We start from the raw sequence: 20,052 nt of genomic DNA on the forward strand, positions 1-20,052 counted from the left end.
TCGCTGCTTGATCAAGCGCAAATCAAACCGCTCGGAGGACGTCGCCGGAGAATTTCCACCACTTTCGAGACACAACCTTACCCAAATTCCAACATAGCCCTCCAAGGCCTTCCATGCGAGAATAACTTACGCGTCCCAAATTATCGGACGACGTACGACGCCAACAAACACAAGGTTACGAACTTCTTGAAACTCGTCCGCGTCTCCGTCTTCGCCATCGCCGGCTGCGTGACGGTGCTTTTTGCCGTCGTCGTTGTGGGGCTGCACACGATGGACGACATATTCAAAAAGCAGTCGGAGATGCAGGAGCTCATGGACTTCCAATATCGTGTCGGGGAGTTTTCCGCCGCGAGCGACGAGCTGCTGACCACTCGGGCGGATCCGTCCGAACTGGATACGTATCTTGCTGAAGCCGAAGCACTCAAGAAGGCATTGAACAGTCTGGCTGGGGACCGGCCTGCGGCTCGTCGCGCCATTATCCAGGTTGAACTCCTCACCGAGACTGTGTCGGGTGTCTATTCTCAGCCGTCAGAGGTCAGCGACAAAACTGACGCGCAACGCTTTGCCGAAAGTCCGGTGCTGCTTCCGTTGCGCAGCCAAAGAATCATGACCCAGGTTGCAGATTACGGCATCGAATTGGATAAAGCGCTTCGCGAGGTGACAAGACACCGACATGCAAGAATTGTCCAGGATGCAAACCGGATCGCAGCCGGGTTCGCCGGTATGGCGGGAATGTTCGGGGTATTCTGCATTCTTGCATTCATCTTGATCTACAACCGCATCAATGGCCCTCTTCGGGCCCTTTCCAAAGCCGCCTCGAAAGTCAAAGCCGGAGATTCCGGGGTTCGCGTTCCCGTCGAGGGATCGGATGAATTCGCCGAACTCGGACACACCTTCAACGGAATGCTGGACCAGCAGGAGCAGTTGTTGAACAATTTCTCCGAGGCGTTGGCGACGCGCCGCGCCCTGATCGACTCGCTTCCCGCGCATATTGCCTTGCTCGATGCGACGGGTGAGATTCTCGACGTCAACGATCAGTGGCGACACTACGGCGCGACCAACGACCAAAAAGACGCGGCCTTCGGGGTCGGAAGCAACTATCTGTCGGTCTGCCGTGCCGCAGAGGGCGACGACGCCAAAGAAGCGCTGGATATTGCGGATGGCGTGGAAGCTGTGCTGGCAGGCGACGCCGAGTCCTTTGCCCTCGAATATCCCTGCCATTCGCCTGACCGGCTTCAATGGTTTCGCATGGCCGCGACCCGACTGGTGCCCGGTCCGGAAACCGAAGACGGTCCGGGCGCCGTGGTGATGCACGTGGATATCAGCGAACGCAAACTTGCGGAACAGGAGCTGAAGAGGCTTGCCTATCAGGATCCGCTGACCGGGCTGAATAATCGGCTGGGTTTCACGCAAGCTTTTCGTCGCAACGTTGCGCGACGGGGCTGGAACGCGCAGGGCGTCGTCGCATTGTTGGATATTCGCAAGATGCGCAACATCAATGATACCCATGGCTACGATGTGGGTGACAAATTGCTTATGGGGGTCGCGCGACGCTTGGAGGAGCGGCTGGAGGATGGCAGCGAAGTTGGCCGTATCTCAGGTGACCGGTTTATCGTCTTTCTGCCCGATGCCGATACCGCGTCTCCCACGAATCCTCTCGACAAGCTGGCCGGCCTCTTTCTTGAACCGATCCATCTTTCTGAATTTTCGATGGATGTGGCAATGTGCTACGGCTATACAGTTCTGGGCGATGATGAACGTGGCTCCGACGCCCTGATACACGAGGTCGAGATCGCCCTTGATGAGGGGCGCCGGGCTAACGCGAAGTTCAATCGCTACGATCAGAAGCAGGACTGGATCGCGAAAGAACGGATAAAGCTGGCCGAAGATCTTCGTCTGGCGCTGGAGCGCGACCAGTTCGAATTGCATTATCAGCCCCAGGTAGATCTGGCGACTGGCGAGGTGATCGCCTGCGAGGCGTTGATCCGGTGGATGCACCCCGAGCGCGGCATGCAGTTGCCCGGACAATTCATTGGAGTCGCCGAACAGAGCAAACTGATCGTCCCCATTGGCAACTGGGTGCTTTTCGAGGCCTGTCGTCATCTGCGCGAGTGGCAGGATGCGGGTCTCGCTGCGATCAAGATCTCTCTGAACGTTTCAGTCGAACAGCTCCGCATGGGCGACTTTCCGTGCAAGGTACGCGACGCCCTCGAGACACATGACATAGATCCGGCAGCCCTGACACTCGAGATCACCGAAAGCATGTTCAGCACGGCCACCGATGATCTGCGCAACCAGCTCGATGAGTTGCGTGCAATGGGGGTTCGGGTCGCTCTCGATGACTTCGGCACCGGCTATTCCTCGTTGCTCTACCTTCAGCAATACCCGTTCGACGAAATCAAGATCGACATGGGGTTCGTTCGAAATCTGCTCGATGCCCCCTTCAATCAAAAGATCGTAACCATGATCCTCGGAATCAGCTGGGCCCTGAGTGCCGACACTGTGGCCGAAGGCGTGGAGCACGAATCCATACGCGATACCCTGCTCGAGCTGGGATGCAAGACGGGTCAGGGGTATCATTACAGCATGCCGCTTGAAGTGGAGGATTTTCGATGGCTTCTGGAGCAACGCGCCCGTTTGCCCCTTGCGTCGAGCCCTGCCTCCGACGTTCTCACCTCGAGCATGGGATAAGATACCCCGGCCCGGCCGCGACGGCCTCTAAGAAGGAGAACCAATGACCGAAGCTGAAATGGCGGGCGACCACAGGCTTGTAAAACGCCCGACCGGCATCCACGATCTGGATACGGTGACAGAAGGCGGGTTGCCAGCCGGGGGCACGACCCTGGTGATCGGCGAGCCGGGGTGCGGCAAGACCATCATCGGCCTCCAAATTCTCGCCAGCGCCCTGTCTCGGGGCGAAGGGGGCGTGTTCATGAGTTTCGAGGAATCCCCCGATCAGATAATGTGTAACGCCGCCGCCTTTGACTGGGGGCAAGCGCTGCACGCCTCGGCACGCTTCGAGCTTGTCGATGGCAAGCCGATGATCGACGCCGATTTCTCGGGCGCCTTCGACATCAATGGGCTGCTCGCCGTTCTGGGTCATTGCATCAAGCGCGTAGACGGCTCCTGGATCGTTCTGGATGGCATCGATCAACTGTTGCGTCGCCAGCCCGACAGCCAGACGGCTATCGATCAGATCAGCCAACTCAATGACTGGTGCATCGAGCACGGATATTCCCTGCTGCTGAGCGGCAAGCAAAGCGATAAGAAAGACCACCCTCAGCCGGATTACCTCAGCGGTATCGAGTTCATGCTCTCAACGATCCTGGTGTTGTCGAGCACTCTGGTGGACAAGCGCCTGAACCGGCGCTTCCGCATCGCCAAGTACAGGGGGACGCGCCACAACCCCAACGAGTTGGCCATGCTGATCGACGACAGGGGCATTCACCTTCCGTATGCCGACCCGTTCGTCGCCGAAGACGTCCCGGCCGCCGGCGAACGCATCGGCATGGGCGTCGGGCGCCTCGACAAGATCCTCGATGGTGGCGTCTATCGCGGATCGATAGTACTGGTCTCGGGTCAACCGGGCACATCCAAGACCACGCTTGGCGCAGCCTTTGCCGCGGCGGCTGGCAAGCGCGGCGAGCGCGTGTTGCTGGTCAGCTTCGATGAGTTCGCACGCCAGATCGTCCGCAATGTCGCCACCCTGGGCATCGACCTGCAGCCCCTCATCGACAGCGGCCATCTGCACATCGTCACACGCTTGAGCTGGCAAGGCCTTGTGGAAGAGCATTACATGGCCATGCTGGCCATGCTCGATGACTTTCGACCCGATTGCCTGGTCATCGACCCGGCATCGGCGTTGCTCAAGTCGGGGGGCGCTGAAAGCGCCTACCTCGCTCTGGAACGGCTGCTTGCGGTGACACGGACCCGGGGGATCACCACGTTGCTCACCTCGCTGTCGGAAGCCGACGATCCCTTTGACGAGTCCACCCTGAGCCACGCCTCGACCCTCGCCGACACCTGGATCGTCCTGAGGTACCAGGTGACCAGCGGCGAGCGCAATAGGTCGCTCTCGGTGGTCAAGTCACGAGGCACGGGACACTCCAACCAGGTCCGGGAGATGAAGCTGTCCTGCGATGGGATCGAGTTGACCGATGTCTACCCGTTCGGGACCGAGGTCCTCATGGGCACGGCGCGCACCCAGAAGGAAAGCGAAGAAGCCGCGCTGCGGCACCGCCAGTCCAAGGAACGCGTACGGCAGCAGCAACGGTTGGAGCGTGATATCGACAAGACCAGGGAACTCATCCAGCAGGGGCAAGAGGAGCTTGAACGATTGCAGGCGGAACTCAGTGCCGAGCACGATGAGCAGGCAAACGTCGACAAGGAGAAAAGTCTGCATGACCAGCGGATTCGGCAACGTCGGGTTCCCGAAGAGGGAGGGCACGACCAGTGAGCCGCCAGCCAGTTGAAGATAGCCAGTCGCAAGACAGCACGCTGGTGCTGTTCGTGACCGGTAACGCGCCGCGCTCGCGCCGGGCCCTCCATAACCTGACAGCTGTCTTCGAGGTTCACTGCCTCAAGGCCGTGCCACTCAACACGATCGACCTGCTGCAAGACCCGCAACAGGCCATCCACCTCGGCATCTTCGCCACACCCGCCCTGATGCACGTCGATGCATCCGGCCACCGACGGATCCTCTACGGCGACCTCTCCGATGAGCGCAGCCTCAAGGACTTTCTTTCGGGGCTGTAGGGCCACCGGCAGCGAGGGAATGATATTGCACCTGTGTCAAAAGTACCTCGGTAGAACGGCAAGCTTGAGACTGCTATCAATAGGGTTTAGTAACGTAAACTTTCTGGGTGCCGCGTAATATTGGCTTTGCTCGGATCGCAAGAGGAGCTTACCAAGCATGTCCACGACCAGTGACATCTGCTCTGCCGAGTATGAAGCGCGGCGCCTTCGGGCGCTTGATGAATATCAGGTCCTCGACACGCCAGAGGAGCCGGCCTTCGATCATGTCGCCGAAATTGCCTCGATCATCTGCGAGGCCCCCATTGCGCTCATCAGCTTTGTTGATCTTGACCGCCAGTGGTTCAAGTCAAAGAAGGGGCTCGATGTGAACGAGACCTCACTGGATGTTTCGTTCTGCAAGCACGCCCTTCTGAAGCCGGGACTCCTCATCGTGCCTGACGCCACGCAGGATCCACGCTTTGCCAACAATCCATTGGTGACCGGTGAACCGTACCTGCGCTTCTATGCTGGGGCTCAGCTGGAAAGCCGGCAAGGCTATCCATTGGGAACTCTTTGCGTGCTCGATCACAAACCACGTGAGTTGGACGAAACTCAGCGCTTTGCCCTGCAGACCCTTGCCAACCAGGTTGTGGCGAACCTGGAGCTCAAACTTGCGCACCGCAAACAGGCTGAACTCATAACCAAATTGGAAGCTGCGCAACACGATCTGGCCAAGCAGGCCTCTACCGACCCGCTTACCAACTTGTTCAACCGTCGGGGCTTCGAACAGCGCCTCTACCAGGAACTGGCGCTGATCAAACGCGGTGCCCCTGCCGCCGCTCTGCTCCTGATCGATTTCGACCGCTTCAAGGAGATTAACGACACAAATGGCCATCTGGTCGGGGACAGGGTTCTTACGCGTTTCAGCGAACTTTGCCAGGAGATGTTTCGGGATGCTGATGTGCTCTGTCGCTGGGGTGGCGACGAGTTCCTTGTCATGCTTCCAGGCGCGTCTGCTGAGGACGCGCAGCAAGCAGCCAAGCGCTTGCATGAATTCCTGGCCATCACACCCATGGCGAATGAGACGTCCGTTGCTCCGATATTTCTAGGCGTGAGTATTGGTATTTGTTCATTGACAGCCTCGACCAATCTAGACGACCTGGCGTGTGAGATGGACGCGCTTCTTTATCGCGCCAAGGCGCAGGGTCGTAATCAAACGGTCTGTCCTCCACTGATGGACGACACAAGAAAAGGCGTCGAAATCGGGTGAACAACCGTCCGCGTCCCTGTGGGGTGGGTACGTGGTCAAGTTGTTGGTCAAATGGTTGATCCCAACCCTGATCGCGCATATCCGAAGGGCGAACTCCGATGACGGTGCCTCATGCACAACCCGATTGGATTGGCCGGTTTGATCATGTGACGCGATTGCCCAATCGCACGCAGCTTATCGAGCGATTGTCGACCGGTCTTAATGTGACGAGGCCAAGCGACCGGAAACTTGCCCTCGTCCTTGTCACGTTGGCCGACGCACAGCATTTCAACCAGCTTCTCCGTGCCTTAGGTCATGATTTTTCAGAAGATTTCATTCGAGCCGGCGCTCACCGTATTGAGTCGCTTCTTCCGGAGAGCGTCAAGCTCTACAACGTAAGCGTCCTCAGTTTTGCATTTGTTCTCGACGCGAAAGACAAGCATTCTCAGGATGTCCTTGCTGAGGCCATTGCTGCGGGTTTCAACGATCCGATCAAGCTGGGCGAGATCCCAATACGATCACGAGCTGGAGTGGGTGTCGTCGATCTTGACCCCGCGACCAGCGATCCTGCTGAAACCCTGCGTGCGGCCCTTACGGCAGCGCAGGACAGCCGCCAGCAGGAGAAACCGTTTGCCCACTACGACGCACAGACCGACTCCGCGCATCGGCGGGCGTTTCAGATCCTGACGGACCTTCCGGACGCATTGAGAGCCGATGATCAGATGGAGCTGTATTACCAACCGCGTATCGACCTGGTGTCGGGCAGATGCGTGGCCGTTGAAGCACTCCTGCGCTGGAAGCATCCGGAGATCGGTTGGGTGTCGCCGGGCGAGCTCTTCTCGCTCGTTGAGAGCACGGCCCTGATCAAGCCCCTGACCGAAAAAGTTCTTAGCATCGCAACTCAGCAGCTGGCACTTTGGAGCAGATCCTTTGGGTACCTCAGTGTCTCGGTCAACGTGTCTCCCAATAATCTCAGCGAGCCGGACTTTGTAGAACGGCTGCAACGCCTGCTCGAAACGCGTGATGTGAACGCGGATCGGCTCGAATTGGAATTTACCGAAGGCGCGGTTGCTGCGGATGACACCGAAACAACGCTCGGCCTGAGACAGATACGGGCCTTAGGAGCGACCGTTGCGATTGACGACTTTGGCAGCGGATACAGCAACATGGCTTACCTGACAAAAATTCCGGCAGATATCATCAAGATTGACAAGGGTTTCGTCCAATATGTGGAACCATCGGGTCAGAGTGGGTTTCTACTGCAAAAAATCGCAGATTTGGCCTCTGGCTTGGGGTTCCAGGTTGTGGGAGAGGGTGTCGAAACGGCTGAAGCCTACGACTTCTTGAAAAGCATCGGATGCGCACAAGCTCAGGGCTATTACATCAGTAAGCCTTTGCCAGTAGGAAGTATCACGGATTGGTTAACTGCCCATGCTGAAATTTTTCACCGATAACTTGAACGACCACTTCGGAGCAAGCCGCACGACTGGCCACAAAGAACCGTTATTGTCACTGGCAGAATCCACCATTTTCGACAGTGATTCAGAGAACGGCCGCCGTGTCACATGACCTGAAGCGGAAGACTAGGGGCGGCGCTCTCGCCTCGTGGCATAATGGCAACGAATTTAAGAGCGTGGGGGAGGTGTGCCCTATTCATACCCATTCTTCTCGATCGCTCTGCGATCGCCGAGGCGCAACTTCGCGCCCGGGCGTGTATGGAATGGGACTACCAGGACTGCGGCTGACATGCCGCCTAAGTAGATTCCGACGGTTGGGGTATCTCACGGATCTCTTATAGTTGCTTTGTGACGCGTTGAGTGGACGCAATGCCGTCAAAACCGGGTGGTCAGATTGCCACGTTGCGAAGGGTACCCCATTCCCTCCCACAATATGGCATTAAGGCTACCCGGTTGTTTTTGCAGGTGTCGCACCCAGACAGCTCTGGTCCATGTGGCTCTGTGTGTATGTAAAGAGTTATGTGTCTTTCGTTTGACGAGTGCGTGGTTGTTACCTTGTGTTCGCAGCCGATAGTGTCCCTCGGCGCGGACGTGGGTAAAGCTCCATTTCACGATCAAAAGAACCGGTGCCTCTGATTATTCAGCGGTGCCGGTTCTCTTTTTGCCATGGATTTCCAGCCCGGTGAAGCCCAACAGCGCGCCAGGATGTGCATGGCGTCGGGCTACCAGGACTGCGGCTGAGGCGGCCCGGCCCGGCCCCTTACTCAACACGCAGCCAATCAACGGGTTTTGGAATGTGCGTTTAGCTGGCAGTGCCCCACCGCAGCTTCGCACAGTCCTTAGGCTGACCATATAGCTAGGTTCAGGACTGTCCAGCAGGCCAGCTATTTTTCACCGATCGCACACCGTACACTTCAAGGTTGAACTCGTCGATTGGTATCAATATTTTGGGTTGAAATCTGGAAGGGGATCCGAGATGGTTATTGCTTACCTCATTGTTGGTGTGATGTCGGGTGCGATACTCGCAGTGATGGGCCTCATTGCTGGCAGCTCTCTCTGGTCCATCTTTCTTCTCTACTCGGTCGGAGGTGCGCTGACCACATTGAGCTTGGCTGGGCTGGTGTGCTTTCTGCCGAGAAAATCGGCGGAACCTGACGATAAGCTCGGATCAGTAGCCCCCGAAAAAGCCGAGGCATGAGATTTTCTGTCGCCGGCTATCGCAGAGTTGAATCAGGCAGGGAAGACGTGTCTAGATTACCCTCTGAATTGCACCCAACTACGGTCACCAGATCATTGTTTTGCACGGGCCCTCGCCGTAACGTCTGCCGTCATGCAGCCAATCGGCTGAGTCTAAATTTCTAAGCGATACTGCCCCTTTAAGGCAATTCCCTTTAGCCGATGTTTAAGCGAGATGCGCCATGTGCTACCATGCACCCAATGGGTTGCCTGTCTTCATGGGTGAAACTGGATTGAACGAAGCTGCGGCAAACATTGCCACCGCATTGCAACGTCCCTCGCTGGCCCCGCTCTGGATTACTGTTCTTGCCATCTGCTTGGATCTGCCAGTATTCGTCACGGCCCTGTGGTTCGCACAATATGCCACCATCTCCTCTTCTGAGTTCGCGCCGCTCGGCGCGGCTAACGCAGGGCTGCTGACAACGGCTGCGTCGATCGGGCTGCTGGCGTTGGGGGGAGGCTACAGACCAAACGTGATGCAAAAGCCCAAGCACGCGATGCTGGGGGCTTTCCTTGCCTTGGCCGGACCGGTGATGCTGGCTGGAGGCCTAATCGCCAATACCTGGTCCGCCGAGTTCGTTAATTTCCTTCTCGCCGCTATCCTGGCGCTTGCCTCTGTCATGGTTCCCTTGCGCCTGATTGAGGCGCAGGTTGTTGCCTGGATCATTGATAGCGGGTTGATCCAGCGTCGTGCGGTCATTGCCGGTGGCGGAGAACATGCCGAGAGGCTGATCCGTGGGCTGGCCGGACGCACGGAAAGTGATGTGCGCCTCTACGGGATATTTGATGATCGTGACGATGACCGGTCTCCACCTCAGGTTATCGGGATTCCGAAAATCGGTGGCTATGACGAGCTGGTCGAGTTCGCCCGGCGGTCGGAAATCGACATGGTGATCATTTCCCTGCCGCTGGAGGCCGAGGAACGGATCAACTGGCTGATGACGAAGCTGAAGATCTTGCCCGTCGAGGTCCGGCTTTCGGCGTTCAGCCAAGATTATGCGTTCTCGCGCGGTGCACGCGATCCATTGATCTCCGCCGTTCGGGGCACTTTCCCGGCAGAGCGCCGCCTGATGAAGCGGGTTTTCGATATCATCTTTGCAACCCTGGCCCTGCTGATCACCTGGCCGGTGATGCTTGTTGCGGCAATCGCCATCTGGTTTGAGAGCGGCGGACCTATCTTCTTCAGGCAGAAGCGGCACGGCTACAAGGACCGCATCATCGACGTGCTGAAGTTTCGTTCGATGTATAACGAGGCAATGGACCCCACGGCGCGCCGCGTCGTGACCCGCGATGATCCGCGGGTCACACGGGTCGGACGGGTTCTGCGGAGCAGTTCAATCGACGAGTTGCCGCAATTGTTCAATGTGCTCTCCGGGGATCTGTCTCTGGTGGGACCACGGCCTCACGCAGTCGATGCGCTGTCGAGCCAGCAGGAGCGTTTTTCCAGTATTGTCGACGGCTACTCGGCCCGCCACCGCTTGCCCCCCGGTATCACCGGCTGGGCTCAGATCCATGGGTTCCGGGGCGAAGTCGATGTGGCCGCAAAGCTCCATGCACGTTTTGAGCACGACCTCTACTACATCGAGAACTGGTCCATCTGGCTGGATCTACTGATATTGCTGCGCACGCCGTCAAGCCTCTTGTGGAACCGCACAGCATACTGAGCACGGTACGGAAACACGTCCGTGCGTCTGGAGTGGACATTTCGCGGGATGGTGTCCTCGTTCACTCAGCACCAAAGGGCTTGGCAGGTCGACGATCTCATCAATCTCGCCAGACAGTCACGCCGTCCCCGCACCATTGATTTCTGCGGTTCCACTGCACTGGCAGAGCGGCGAGTTTCGTTCTGAGCATTCAGAAGAAGATGACGATGGCGGATGGCGGGGACGGGTTTGACGGCTGCATCGAGGTTGTGCCTCGGACGCGTGGATACAAGCACAAAGCCATAGCAGCGAACGACCGCCCCTGCGTCGAGCGCTGTCGTGCGGTGTGGATATTTGATTTTCGTTCCGTAGACCGAGAAAGACCTCTTTTGGGCAATCAGGCCATTTCACACCGCCCATCTGAGTAGATTCCGGCCCTTGGCCGATCGCTCTGAGCCCTTAAGATTGTGTTGTGACGCGTTATTGTTAACAATGTCACATAAAGACCGGGCAGCCAGGTGGCCAACCTGCAAAGAGGTTCCCCAATTCCTCCAAGCAACAGGGTTACCAGGTCGCCCGGTCGATCTTTCAGTTGGCGCACCATGATGAGTTCTCCGCCTGCATGAATTCCACACACCGTTCAGATCTTCAAAGCAATCCATCGCCGGAAATATCATCACTGTTCGAAGCTCCCTAAACGGTCAACACCGTGGCTGAAGCGCCAAGGGAACCAAGAAAAGCACCCCCCCCGGAAACCGAAGTTACATGGCAATTTCAGCCGTCATGTATGTCTTCACAGACCCTCTCTGATACTGGTGCCCATTACAGCCTTTGCGAGCACTATTGGCGATCCAGCTTGAACCAAGAATATCACAGTCTCCGTCCTTATCCAGGACCGCTAGACGCCTTTTTCAACAGTCTTGAACTGAACGGTCTATTTGGTTACATGTAACACTTAGGAGATGCAAAGGAGATGCCATGCCAACCTCTGTTTCCCAACGTGTCCAGAAGCGCCGCGATGCCTTGCGAGCCGCTGGCATGCGTCCCGTTCAAATCTGGGTGCCGGACACCCGTCGTCCCGGTTTCGAAGCTGAATGTCGTCGTCAGGCGGGGCTTGTGGCCCAAGCGGATCGCGCCGACGACGCCTTGAAAGACTTCATGGATGAAGCCCTGGTCGATGTGGATCGCTGGGAGTGAGGCGAGGTGCGCTTGTGACGGTCGCTCTCCAGGGCGAACACGGCAAGCCGCGTCCCGCACTTGTGATCCAATCCGACCGGTTCCCGGACACGGCCACGACCACCGTCCTTTTGGTCACGTCCACACTGGTCGATGCGCCGCTGATCCGATTGACGGTCGAACCCTTGCCGGAAAACGGGTTGCGCGCCACGTCGCAGATCATGATTGACAAGGCCATGACGGTTCGAACGGACAAGCTCGGAGGAGCTTTCGGCCAGATCAATGATACCGCCATGCTTGGAGTGAACCGAGCGCTGGCGCTGTTTCTGGGTGTAGCGGGGTAACAGACCGATGATGAACACCGGTGACCGGCTCGACCCGTCTATGTTATTCACGGCATGGCAGGAAGCCTTCCTGCAAGAGCAGCTGGACCAAGGCCGTACCCTGATCCAAAACCCGCGCTGACGGCCGATGGCAGAGAACCAAGCAAAGCACCCCGTGAACACCGAAGCTGCATTGCACAGAGGTCAAATCGAGTGTTCGTGAATGCCTTCACAAGCCTTGTTGTATCCTGGTGGCATTTGTGACCTGAGCGAACATTTTTGGCGACCCAGCGTGAACCAAGAAGATCACCAGTATCAGTTCTTATCGATGCTGAAAGCCATCGAAAAAGTCCTTCATTTTAGCCTCCAAAACCAAATGTTTCGGGTTATTTATGTGATGGAAACCGGGCAACCAGACGAAGATAAAAGAGGAAAATAAAGACCGGAAAAAGCCAAAACCAAGGGTTCATAATCGGCTGAAAACCAAGGGTCTGAACCAAGAAAACATGGGGAACCAAGAAGGAAAACAGGCCCATATATGAGCCAAAAAAACGCTTGAGCGTTCCCTTCGTGAGAGTCCTCTTAGCGTCTTTCTCAGTTGATTAACTACCTGTGTAAATTATAGATAGAGTTGACACCATCTTTCCAAGGGGCGCCGCAGCGCCCCTTGGAAAGATGGTGTATTTAACCACTATAGAATCTTCTAAAGGGGATTATACATGTATGAAGGAATAAGAACGAGTAGTCAATATAATTCATAGACCGTTCCCTACAAAGGACTCACTTCGAAAAATTCATAGCAATCGGCGCTACGCTGCGCTGCGCCGATTGCTATGAATTTTCCTCGAGGCCCTTTGTAGGGAACGATAGATCTATAATATAAGTTAACTAAAAGCGCGCGTACGCACATGACGCGCACAAGGCGGCGACTTTTCCGAGCCTCGGACCCATCGATCATCCTGGTTCCAGACAAGGGCACCAGCGCCACAACGTCAGCGCCAGGACGTCAACTCGATCCGAGCCTGGCCACCGGATCTGCCAGCGTGACCCCTCGATCCGACGTCGATGTGCTCTGATTTGGTCCGATGCGCACCAGCAGATGTAGATCAGAACATCCCATATGCGCCAGAAGCTCTCACAGGGCCACTGAGTGCGATGACGCTGTTTTGGATGTCGGGCACCAAAACAAGCGAGAAGGCCACTCACAGAGCCGCTGTGTGGCTCTCAGAGGCATCCAGAGCTGAGAGCCTGACTGGATATGCTCAGGACACGGACAAACCCGGATATCCCTTGCGTGGTGCCACATCGTTCCGTGAACTCGAAGCTGAACCAGATTTGTTGTGCTGACCCGGGTACGATTGAGATTTGGGGTTTTGCAACCGTTTGGTGACCGAAAGAAACTCCAGGACGGGAATTTAGTTTTGAATTCCCAGTCTTGGGTCTCCGCTAATTTTATCCGTAAAAAGCCAAATGCACGAACAGACAGGATTTCTAATCTTCGAAGGCTACCCAAAACTCCTAGAGGCTGAGAGAAGATCTTCGAAGAACTCCAAAGATCTCCAACCGAAATTTAGTCACTGATGACGTGAAAGCGACAGGGTTGAGGTTTTCTAGGTCATCAGGGATGCGTGGAAGACTTTGGGACCACGTATCAAGGAAGAGTTCGCAGAAGCTTTTGGGGAGAAGGACTATGTTCCTGTGCTCAGGGACCAGGTGAAGGATGCGATCGGGTATCGAGCAGCTTCAACGACGGATGCCTGGACAGGTGTTTCGAGATGGGATCCAAAGACACAGGCTCAGTTCAAGAAGGCTGCCAAGAGGATTTTGGGACACAAGGCTTATGCCAGGCTGAAGAAGTCTGAGCAGGTTGTTCAGGATACCGTGTCCTATGCCAAGAGCACGATCATCGTGAGAGCTGTCGTGGTGGCTTATGAGAACCTGGTGTCGAATGCTCTACACCTGGCTGTGCGTGGGATAAATCCTGTAAAGGCTGTGACTGGCATGGTGAGCAAGTTCGTGGAGATCACCCAGTATGTGAAGAACCGTGAAGAGATCAACAAGCTGGAGATCGACATTGCCAGCAACTATAACCGTACAGCAGACAGGCTCAGGGCAGAGGCAAGGATCAAGGCTTTGAACGATGCCAATGACAAGCTGACGATCAAGCCGCTGATCGATGCCGGGGAGTTCAGCACGATCTCTGAGAACCTCACTGAAGCCGATGTCGAGATCCGTGAGGGTCGGTGGGCGGATTATCTGGAGAAGGCCACAGACAAGCTTCCTGGCTGGGCACAGACAGGTGTGAAGAATGCTCTGATCACCAAGGACACGGCGCTCTTTCAGGGTCTCAACAGGATGGTTCAGTATGGAGACTTCGTGGCAAAGGCGGTCTTGTATGATCACCTGACCCAAGAGAAGAATGTCGAGAAGCAGGACGCCATGGATGAGATCTTTGAAGAATTCGTGCCCTATAACCGTCTGCCAGGTCGTGGGCGGGATACGCTGGAGAGTTTTGGTTTGCTCTGGTTCTTCAGCTATAAGCTCAGGATCCAGAAGATTGCTGCCAATGCAGTGAGAAATCGTCCTGTGTCTTCGGTGCTGTGACAGATGAGTCTTCGAATCGCTTCTTCGAGAGCGTTTCTGGCATGCAGTTAGGGACCAGGGTGTCTTTAGGTCAAATCGGGGTCTTTTTGGAAGTTAGGGTACAGGAGTAAATTTTCGGGTTTTAACTCGTTTGAAACGCACCTTATCCGATTGCACGAGCATCACGGCTGAAGAGGCACCCAAGATACCTCAAGGCCAAGGAAAGAAACGAGTGAGTTGCCCGAGTTCATGTTGGTAGAAGTCTGTGGAACTCGAGTAAGTGGGTGTTCCATGTAACAAGGGCGGCACCCTAACATCGGCGAAACCGGACGCGGGCGATGGGGGCCAGGCTGCGGGGCGCAAGTGAACTTGATATCAGCCGGCAGACCACTTGGAGGGTCGGCTTAAGCCGTCAGTCGATCTTTGCCGAAAAGTTCAATCTCTCTTACATTTTATCGTTCTACAACACTTCCCACCACAAGGTCGGGGCGTCCCTGCGCGCGGCCTACCAGAGATGTGTCTTGACCACCGAAGATCGCTCCAGCGTGCGGTGCACGGGGCATTTGTCGGCGATCTCCAGCAGTTTTGCGCGCTGGTCGTCGTCGAGATCGCCGTCGAGGCGAATGGTGCGGATGAAGGTGTCGGCCTTGGCGTCATCCCGGCTTTCGGCATCCTGCGCGTGGACCTTGTCATGGGTGACATCGACGCAGACATGTGTCAGCGGCCACCCCTTGCGCCGTGCATACATCCGGATCGTCATCGAGGTGCAGGCTCCCAGACCAGCGGCAAGAAATCCGTAAGGCGACATGCCGCGATCGGCGCCGCCATAGGCCGCGGGCTCGTCGGCCAGAACGTGATGGCCGGGCCCGGCATTGACGTCTTGCAGGAAGCCGTCGGGATCGGCCTCGGCCACACGTACCACGCCCTCAGGGGCGCCCGGTGGCGGTGCGGGTGCCGCGAGGTCGAGATAGCGCGTGGCCCAGGCGGCGATGACCTGGGCCGCGTATTCGGCATCGTTCTGGACGGTGATCAGGTGGTCGGCACCGTCGAGGGTGACGAAACTCTTGGGATGTTTTGCGGCCTTGAAGATCTCGGCTGCGTTGTCGATCCCGACGACCGCGTCGCGCGGCGCGTGCAGCAGTAGAAGCGCGCGACCCAAGTGTGCGATCTTGTCTTCCAGCACCTCGGCGCGAACGTCCTCGACGAAACCGCGCCCGATGCGGATGGGCCGCCCGCCAAGCGAGACCTCAGCCACGCCGTCGCCTTCGATTTGGTCCAGCGCATCGTCGAAATTATGCAGGACATGGCCGGGATCGAAGGGAGCGGCCACGGTGGCCACCGCGCGGACGCTGTCGATTTGTCCGGCTGCCGCCAGCACCGCCGCGCCACCAAGGCTGTGCCCGATCAGCAGGCCAGGTGCCATGTCGCGCGCCGCGAGAGCCTCTGCGGCCAGCTCTAGGTCGCGGATATTGGTGGTGAAGGAGGTGTTCTCGAACTCGCCACCGGAATGGCCAAGGCCGGTGAAATCGAAGCGCAGCACCGCGATGCCCGCGCCTGCAAGCCGTGCGGAGATGCGCCGAGCGGCAGGGATGTCCTTGGAGCAGGTGAAGCAATGCGCAAACAGCGCGGTCGCCAGATGCGGCCCCTCGGGCGGGTCGAGCCGGGCTGTGAGTGTATCGCCGGAATGGCCGGTGAAGGTAAGGCGTTCGGTCGGCATGGCGGGATCCTGTACTGGTCGCTGTACCGCGAAGGTACCCAGCCCCGCGGCCTGGTACCACCTCCATGGAGCGGGCGTCACGCGAAGGTGAGTTTTGCGCTACGTACTATGATAACGACTTCTCGTACCAATCCGTAGTGACTTGGAATATGGTCCGCTGTGGTAAACGTTTGATCGCCACGCACGAAAGTATTTGTTTTAACGAAAGAGAAATGAAACGAGTGCGTTACTCAAGTCCATGGTATTTTATGTCAGTAGAAGTCGAGGAAAGCTGATTTGCAATCGTATAGGTTTTATTTGATTGCACTCTTTTGCCTGCGCAGTAAAGTTAGGGAAAGGCCCGGACCGGATGGTCGCATGTTGTCGGAATGCGCAAAGCTGAGGGGATCCTATGCAATCGAGGAAGTCGCAATGCTGAAACAGACCTTGGCGATCTGCGTGATAGCCACGTGCGTTATCTCCGCGGCAGCGGAGGCGAGGGAAGTCACCGGAACAGCCCGTGTTCGTGATGCGGACACCGTCGTGGTCGCAGGCACACCTGTGCGTCTAGAAGGCGTCGACGCACCGGAGACATCGAATGGTTACGGTCGCGATGCCAAGAAGTTCATGAAGCGGCTTCTGCGTGGTCGGACAGTGATCTGCGATCTGACCGGCGACAGAACCTACGACCGTTGGGTCGGTACATGCTTCATCGATGATGACGGTCAGCTGGTCGACATCGGCGCCATTGTCATTTCCAATGGCCATGCCCTCGACTGCCGACGGTACTCGGGTGGGCGATACCGATCGCTTGAGCCTGCCGGTGCTCGATCACGCTTGCCTCATGCAAGCTATTGCTGAAGCACTCACTACGGCCTTTCGCTCGACGAACCAAGATCAACGCATGATGGTGACAAGATTCGTGAATTCGGTCTCCGCGAAATCAAACAAATCCCAGGAAAATGAATGCCCGACTCCATCAGAATAAGTACGGCTAAAGTTTTCCTATTTCTCAGCGCACCAATACTTGCAGGGTGCTCTCTCAATCCTTGTGGTGATGGGCAATATCTTCATCCCAAGTACGGATGTAAGTCTGACCCTACAGGACTGCTCTATATCTTTGCCGCAGTTATGATCGCAGGTGTAATCGGTGTGATCTGGAACAATTTAAAGAAATGATGAGCCAGAGTAGAACTGAACGCCCTGCGTATAACCCTTGCATCCATTTTTTTGGGGTTTGATATCGAGGTATAACACCAAGAAAAAACAATGTAGATCTTCTATAGGTTAACTTAGAGTTAGAATTATAGATAATCTACAGCTTAATTCTAGTTGAACTACATAGGAATTACACTTAAATATATTGGGTCCAAATTTTCCCGTTCAAGAGGCAGACAAAAAAAGATTTTTTGTGTGCCTCGAATGCTTCGGAATTTCACGTCTTGTCCATGCTTCTGCGGCTTATCGAAGGTGTCCGACGGGTGCCGAGGTTATCCAGCGATGCGCCACACTGCTGTCGACATGCGAAGTGTCGCTCATCGTATGGGCGGCGGTTCGGAACATGATAGACCGCGCTCACTGCCCCAGAATAGTCCTTCAGCTGCAGTTTCACAAATTGCCGGTCCCAGCCCGGAGCGGACCGACCGCTTTGGCTCGAATTTTCGAAAGCTGACATTTAGTGCGTGGCTCACGAGTTGGGCTGCCGCTCTCTACCCCTCGTTGCTGACCACGGTGCCTGATCCTGCCGCCACAGCACGGCCGCAAACCCTATTTCCTGAGCGAACCCAAAAGCGTCTCGACATCGGTCATCGTGGAATAAAAAACATGCTGACTGCCATATTTTTCGTTGTAGTCAGACAATGGCAGGCTTTCCACACTGGTAGCTGAAAATGCCCCTTGTGTTTCATAGGCGCGCCCGAGGGACGCATATGCATCAATGACGGCTTTAGTCGACGGCGAGATGTCCTGTATGTCCTCAAGACTGCCATCTAGTTTTGCCTTGAGAGCCGCGCTTAGGCTGGCGCTAGAGAAATACAAGAGGTTCTCGGCCCCCATCGTGTAGGTCGCGATCTTGGTGGCCTTGGGGTAGTCTTTGAGATCCTCTCCGGCGTCTTCAAGGCCAAGCCGAAGACTTGCCACTGTTACGCCACCAACGATCACAAGACCGGATTCCTCTTGCTGCGTTCCCGCTCTGCTGCTTAGCGTCGACCCTACAGTGCCGCCGCCGCCGGCTTGATCCGCCGCTTTCCAGCGGAAAATGAAGAAATTGTTTGCCGCAAGCTCGCCGCCAACTTGTTCCACCTCCGCCTTAAGTTCTTTCGTTCTTGACGCAATATCCGCCTTTTCCTGCGGCGTTTCTTCTTCCTGCGGCGTGGACGCGTCCAAAGCGGCAAGTTCGATGATATTTACTTGTAGTTTTTGAAGCCTATCCCGCACTTTTTTGAGGTCGTCATATGTACCACTGAATTTAAATCGGCGCACTGAAACCTCAGTTTTCCCGGAGGGGCTGAAACAAATGATCCCGCTCGCTGGGCGAAAACCACTGGCCAAACAAGTATCACCGGGCCCGTTCATTGGTAGCAGACCGTTTGATGCAAGAAACCGCGTCTGACTCGGATAGTTCAGGTTGATAGGTTTTCTATAGCTGCCGTCAAATCCACTGCTTGTAGTCAGACCGTCGAGTGTATCGACGCTCTGACCGTTTCCACAACCAACCAGAACGAATGCCGCGATCGCACCAAAAGCTATGTTCGAAAAGTGTGTTCCAATAAAATCAAGGCGCATTTCGATCTCATTTATTTCAGGGTCCCGGAATTATCATAGGCAAAAATCATAAACTGATTTTTCCGAATCAATGCTATCTTTAGGCGACGTTGGCCGATTTTGTACCTGTTTTCAAGTTTTCTCACTCTGACAGGGGTGAGGCGCTGACATTGAAGGCCACTGAGGCACCATAGAGCGCTTTTGGAAGGTTGATGGGGCGGTCTTGACCTTCACATGACAGACCTTTGAGCCGCCTTTTGTTGGCATTTCTGCGCTCGACCTTCATGAAGCTACACGAATGACCGCAGTCGGAAAGTCGGCCCAACTTTGCAAAGCCCCCTCCCTGCGCACAGCCGCCGCTCGGGTGATGAGCCCATTCTGTACCTGCAGCGAACGGCGGGAAGGTTCGCATTACCCGTGCCCCCATCTTGGTTCGCGTTTCCGCCAGCGTACCTGCCCAAACCTAATGCACGACCCGAAGACGCACCGGTTTAGGGTCCAGTTGAAGGTACCGGTTCCATAACGACGTCACCGTGTAAACGCGCTCGGAAAGCTTACGGCCAAGCTGCCGGTTTTCATCGAGCAGACCGGCCCAGACAAGCGGTTTCAGCACGCCATCGTACAGCGCACTGGTTCGGGGATCGAAAGGGCCATCACTCTCGGACGGTCCATACAGAACTTCCGTCAGGTCCTTGCCAGACACCCCTTGCTGCGCCTCGATATCAATGACGTTCAACCAGATGTCCCATGAACCAATGATATCGCCTCTCATCCGCGAAATCTCGAAATATGGGGAATGGAACACGACTTCTTTCGCGATGACATCAAATGCGTTGAACCGGCTGGTGAACAGACGTGACCCTGCCTTGGAAAACAACAGTCGGCCGCGATAGTGCCGGAGCAGCTTCATCTCCAGAAGGATGTGGTGCAAGATCCAGAACGGCTGGAAATGATATTCATCGGCGACCTTGATGGGCATGAACCCGTGATAGATCTCCTGCTCTGTCCAGTCGGGCCACTGAATCTTCGTTATGGCCTCGGCAACCATGGCTCGTCGTAGCGCCTTGGTCTTGGTCAGGGGTATCCCTTTTGGTTCGGCCTCAAGTTTCGCCTGTAAAAAGTCCAGAGCGCGCATCAGCGGAGAGCTGTCCAAAACCGGATCATCGTCGTCCAATGTTCTAAAGCCGTACAT

The 20,052-nt window shown here is 56.0% G+C and carries 16 protein-coding genes; 13 read left to right on the forward strand and 3 right to left on the reverse strand.

What is annotated here, in order from left to right; all coding sequences use genetic code 11:
- Positions 1 to 186: 186 nt before the first annotated feature.
- From ACROSR_RS16105 to ACROSR_RS16155, 11 genes are all read left to right on the forward strand, one after another.
- Positions 187 to 2,691, forward strand: coding sequence for an EAL domain-containing protein (locus tag ACROSR_RS16105; RefSeq protein WP_432686861.1), 2,505 nt, complete (start codon positions 187 to 189; stop codon positions 2,689 to 2,691).
- A 43-nt stretch (positions 2,692 to 2,734) separates the two neighbouring features.
- Positions 2,735 to 4,456 (forward strand): DUF7125 family protein, encoded by a 1,722-nt coding sequence (locus ACROSR_RS16110; RefSeq protein WP_432686863.1) that lies wholly within the window; start codon positions 2,735 to 2,737, stop codon positions 4,454 to 4,456.
- Positions 4,453 to 4,755 (forward strand): circadian clock KaiB family protein, encoded by a 303-nt coding sequence (locus tag ACROSR_RS16115; protein WP_432686865.1) that lies wholly within the window; start codon positions 4,453 to 4,455, stop codon positions 4,753 to 4,755. The genes ACROSR_RS16110 and ACROSR_RS16115 overlap by 4 nt, the downstream gene beginning before the upstream one ends.
- Before the next feature lie 157 nt (positions 4,756 to 4,912).
- Positions 4,913 to 6,004, forward strand: coding sequence for a sensor domain-containing diguanylate cyclase (locus ACROSR_RS16120; RefSeq protein ID WP_432686867.1), 1,092 nt, complete (start codon positions 4,913 to 4,915; stop codon positions 6,002 to 6,004).
- Between the two features lie 98 nt (positions 6,005 to 6,102).
- Positions 6,103 to 7,437: a putative bifunctional diguanylate cyclase/phosphodiesterase gene (locus ACROSR_RS16125; RefSeq protein ID WP_432686869.1), complete on the forward strand. Its 1,335-nt coding sequence runs from the start codon at positions 6,103 to 6,105 to the stop codon at positions 7,435 to 7,437.
- A gap of 979 nt (positions 7,438 to 8,416) precedes the next feature.
- Complete coding sequence (locus ACROSR_RS16130) at positions 8,417 to 8,638, forward strand: hypothetical protein (protein ID WP_432686871.1); 222 nt, start codon at positions 8,417 to 8,419, stop codon at positions 8,636 to 8,638.
- 220 nt (positions 8,639 to 8,858) lie between these two features.
- On the forward strand, positions 8,859 to 10,340 hold the full coding sequence (locus tag ACROSR_RS16135) for an exopolysaccharide biosynthesis polyprenyl glycosylphosphotransferase (protein ID WP_432686873.1): 1,482 nt from the start codon (positions 8,859 to 8,861) through the stop codon (positions 10,338 to 10,340).
- Between the two features lie 957 nt (positions 10,341 to 11,297).
- Positions 11,298 to 11,516: an antitoxin MazE family protein gene (locus tag ACROSR_RS16140; protein ID WP_432686875.1), complete on the forward strand. Its 219-nt coding sequence runs from the start codon at positions 11,298 to 11,300 to the stop codon at positions 11,514 to 11,516.
- Positions 11,513 to 11,839, forward strand: a complete 327-nt coding sequence (locus ACROSR_RS16145; RefSeq protein ID WP_432686877.1) for a type II toxin-antitoxin system PemK/MazF family toxin — start codon at positions 11,513 to 11,515, stop codon at positions 11,837 to 11,839. Before ACROSR_RS16140 ends, ACROSR_RS16145 begins: the two co-directional genes overlap by 4 nt.
- Positions 11,840 to 12,041: 202 nt before the next feature.
- On the forward strand, positions 12,042 to 12,257 hold the full coding sequence (locus ACROSR_RS16150; RefSeq protein ID WP_432686879.1) for a hypothetical protein: 216 nt from the start codon (positions 12,042 to 12,044) through the stop codon (positions 12,255 to 12,257).
- Positions 12,258 to 13,531: 1,274 nt separating this feature from the next.
- Positions 13,532 to 14,422 (forward strand): type 2 periplasmic-binding domain-containing protein, encoded by an 891-nt coding sequence (locus tag ACROSR_RS16155; protein ID WP_432686881.1) that lies wholly within the window; start codon positions 13,532 to 13,534, stop codon positions 14,420 to 14,422.
- 484 nt (positions 14,423 to 14,906) lie between these two features.
- Here ACROSR_RS16155 and ACROSR_RS16160 read toward each other — a convergent pair whose 3' ends face one another.
- A complete protein-coding gene (locus tag ACROSR_RS16160) occupies positions 14,907 to 16,118 on the reverse strand; it encodes a bifunctional alpha/beta hydrolase/OsmC family protein (protein WP_432686883.1) in 1,212 nt (403 codons plus the stop codon).
- Between the two features lie 411 nt (positions 16,119 to 16,529).
- Here ACROSR_RS16160 and ACROSR_RS16165 point away from each other — a divergent pair, with 411 nt between their 5' ends.
- Together ACROSR_RS16165 and ACROSR_RS16170 are read left to right on the forward strand one after the other, a co-directional pair.
- Positions 16,530 to 16,958 (forward strand): thermonuclease family protein, encoded by a 429-nt coding sequence (locus ACROSR_RS16165; RefSeq protein ID WP_432686885.1) that lies wholly within the window; start codon positions 16,530 to 16,532, stop codon positions 16,956 to 16,958.
- Between the two features lie 105 nt (positions 16,959 to 17,063).
- Positions 17,064 to 17,276, forward strand: a complete 213-nt coding sequence (locus tag ACROSR_RS16170; RefSeq protein WP_432686887.1) for a hypothetical protein — start codon at positions 17,064 to 17,066, stop codon at positions 17,274 to 17,276.
- Between the two features lie 588 nt (positions 17,277 to 17,864).
- Here the strand turns inward: ACROSR_RS16170 and ACROSR_RS16175 are convergent.
- Positions 17,865 to 18,881: a hypothetical protein gene (locus tag ACROSR_RS16175; RefSeq protein ID WP_432686889.1), complete on the reverse strand. Its 1,017-nt coding sequence runs from the start codon at positions 18,879 to 18,881 to the stop codon at positions 17,865 to 17,867.
- Between the two features lie 442 nt (positions 18,882 to 19,323).
- On the reverse strand, positions 19,324 to 20,052 hold the full coding sequence (locus ACROSR_RS16180; protein ID WP_432686891.1) for a hypothetical protein: 729 nt from the start codon (positions 20,050 to 20,052) through the stop codon (positions 19,324 to 19,326).

The organism is Roseovarius tibetensis, from assembly GCF_050896375.1.
In the GTDB taxonomy this organism is placed as follows: domain Bacteria; phylum Pseudomonadota; class Alphaproteobacteria; order Rhodobacterales; family Rhodobacteraceae; genus Roseovarius; species Roseovarius tibetensis.